This window comes from Bradyrhizobium sp. (assembly GCF_049691595.1).
Lineage (GTDB): Bacteria > Pseudomonadota > Alphaproteobacteria > Rhizobiales > Xanthobacteraceae > Bradyrhizobium.
The window spans coordinates 1-2,984 of the sequence record NZ_JBAVNZ010000513.1; the positions used below are offsets into that span (position 1 = coordinate 1).

Genomic DNA, 2,984 nt, shown 5'->3' on the forward strand with positions numbered 1-2,984 from the left:
CGTCATCGCAGTCGAGCGCGACGCGCGCGCGCTGCCGGCGCTCGCCGCGATCGCGAAGCGCTATCCCGGCCGGCTGGAGGTCGTTCACGCCGACGCGCAGCACTTCGATCCCCGCGCCATGCTGGGCGGTGAACCGGCCAGGGTCGTCGCCAACCTGCCCTACAACATCGCCACCGCGCTTTTGGTCGACTGGCTGTCGATCGAGCCCTGGCCGCCCTGGTACGACATGATGGTGCTGATGTTTCAGCGCGAGGTCGCCGAGCGGATCGTCGCGCATGAGAACGACGAGGCCTATGGACGGCTCGCCGTGCTCGCCAACTGGCGCGCCGAGACCAGAATCCTGTTCGACATTTCTCCCACGGCGTTCGTGCCGCAACCCAAGGTCACTTCATCGGTGGTGCGGCTTTTGCCGCGCAACGCGCCCGAGCCTTGCGACCGCCGGGCGCTGGAACAGGTCGCGGCGGCTGCGTTCGGCCAGCGCCGGAAAATGCTGCGCCAGAGCCTCAAATCGCTTGCCGTCGATCCCGCGCGGCTCGCCGCCGCCGCCCAAGTCGATGCGACCCGGCGGGCGGAGACGATACCGGTCAGCGGCTTTGTTGCCATGGCCCGTGAATTGACGGATATACGAACCGCAAGATCGAACGTTCGCTGAGGAGACAACGCCATGGCGCAGATGCGTCGCCAATCGCTGGTCAAATTCGATGCGCCGCTGTGTGAAACCATCGTCGAGACACCAAAACCGCAGGGCAAGGAGGTCCTCGTTCGCGTCGAACGCTGCGGCCTTTGCCATTCCGACCTGCACATCCAGGACGGTTACGCCGATCTCGGCGGCGGCAGGAAGCTCGACACCACGCGCGGCATGACGCTGCCGTTCACGCTGGGACATGAAATCGCCGGCGTCGTCGACGAGGTCGGCCCGGATGTTTCGAAAGACCTGATCGGGAACAAGAAAGCGGTCTTCCCCTGGATCGGCTGCGGCCAGTGCCGCGATTGCCTCAATGGCGATGAGAACCTCTGCGCCAAGCAGCGCTTCCTCGGCGTTGCGATCGACGGCGGCTTTGCCAGCCACGTGCTGGTGCCCGATGCAAGATACCTGCTGGATTACGATCCGCTGCCGATCAATCAGGCCGCGACCCTGATGTGCTCCGGCGTCACCGCCTATGGCGCGCTGAAGCGGCTGGTCGACCGTCCGCGGCAGCGCAATTTGTTGCTGATCGGGCTTGGCGGCGTCGGCATGATGGGGCTTTCGTTCGCGCAGGCTTTGTTCAGGCAGAAAATCTCGGTCGCCGATTTGAGCGCGGCCGCGCGCGAGGCCGCGCTCAACAACGGCGGCGCGGTGGCTTACGATCCGGCCGAGGCCGATGTGGTCAAGCGCATGTTGAGGGAAACCGAGGGCGGCTTCGACGGGGTGGTGGATTTTGCAGGCAACGAAAAATCCATGGCCTTCGCGGTCTCGGCGGTGGCGCGCGGCGGCAAGATCGTGGTCTCCGGCCTGATGGGCGGCAATTTTGGCCTGCCGATGGTGCAGTGGATCTACAAGCGCATGACTATCGAAGGCTTTATGGTGGGGACGCTGACCGAGGGACAGGAACTGATGGCGCTGGCGCGCGCCGGCAGGATCAGGCCGACGCCGATGAAGGAAGAGCCGATGGCTGACGTCCAGAAATGGATCGATGCGTTGCGGGCCGGAAAAGTCGTCGGACGGATCGTACTCAAGAACTGACACAAGATGATCCGTCAGCTTGTCAGCGGCGCAGCCAGCGCCGCCGACAGCGCCAATGGCATGACCGTGAATGGCGTCGGCCGCCTCCCCGGCCGCGGCGGCTCCCGAACTGTCAAGCCGTCAGACCGATGTGTCGGAGGCCGGACCGCATCGAAACGGCAGAAAAAGCGGCATTTTTCCAATCGCGTGAGCGAAAGCCTGCCCCGCACTCCGATAGCGGGGCGGATACCGGTTCGCGCGAGGAAAACGCGTCGAAATCAAGGCCGCGACCGTCGTCATCGAGGTGGCAGGCGAGCCCTAATTAAGCCCTATCCCTTCCGGAATTGCGGCTCATTACCACCCAAGTCTTTGACGAGACATGGCCGCGTCGCAATGCAGCACGGGGATGTACATGTCGAACCGTTCGGCGAAATTCGTGTCCGCCCTCTTCGCCAGTATTCTGGCGGGAGCCAGTTTCACCGCTGTCGCGGAGAATGACACCAAGGCAGCCGACAATTGCCTTGCCGCTCCCAAAGGCGCCGTGCCCGAGGGCGGCCATTGGTACTACCGGATCGATCGCGTCACCAAACGTCAATGCTGGTACATCGGCGATGAGAGAGACCGGCCGGCGCGGGCCGCAACGACGACCTCGCCGTCACCGGCAGCGGCGGCGGTCGCGAATCCGGCTCCACCGCAGCCAGCCGCCAGCGTGCGCAAATCGATCGCGAATGCGCGCGCCGAGTTTCCCAGCCCGCAAACCAGCGTCGCGCCGGATGCCACCGTCGGCGTTGCGCCGCGCAGCAACCGCGCGGCCGCCGACAATGGCCAGCGCGCCATCGCGCCTGATGCCAGCACGCAAACCATTATGTCGCGCTGGCCCAATCCTGCCGCGGTGAATTCGTCGAACGAGCCGAGGCTCGCCGCAGCCGACCCGCCTGCAAGCGCGCCGACCGAAACCGAGGCGGCACCGCCGGCCAACATCATGCCGTTGGCACCTGCCGCAGCGAACTCGCCGTCGCAAAAAGAGACCGGCTCGATGCAGATGCTGCTGCTGGTCCTGGTCGGCGCGCTCGCGCTGGCGAGCCTGATCGGAAGCGCTATTTTCAGGCTGGGCCGCCGCCGCAGGCGTTCGCCCGCATACCAGATTCGAGACGGCCGGCGCGCGATCTGGCGTACCGTCGATACCGTTCGCCGGTCGCCGCCGATGTCCCCGGACGAGGAGGTGGCGGTGCGCCGCCCTGGCGCGCCGAGGCACCGCACGGCCGGCGCGCCGATGCACCGG

At 65.9% G+C, this 2,984-nt stretch carries 2 protein-coding genes and 1 pseudogene; all 3 read left to right on the forward strand.

Annotation, left to right across the window (positions count from 1 at the left end):
* On the forward strand, nucleotides 1-652 hold a 652-nt coding region (locus WCE35_RS21130), incomplete at its 5' end, for a ribosomal RNA small subunit methyltransferase A (protein ID WP_424595261.1).
* A gap of 12 nt (nucleotides 653-664) precedes the next feature.
* Nucleotides 665-1,723, forward strand: a complete 1,059-nt coding sequence (locus WCE35_RS21135) for an alcohol dehydrogenase (RefSeq protein ID WP_424595262.1) — start codon at nucleotides 665-667, stop codon at nucleotides 1,721-1,723.
* Between the two features lie 520 nt (nucleotides 1,724-2,243).
* Nucleotides 2,244-2,984, forward strand: a pseudogene (locus WCE35_RS21140) (hypothetical protein); the annotation flags it as partial.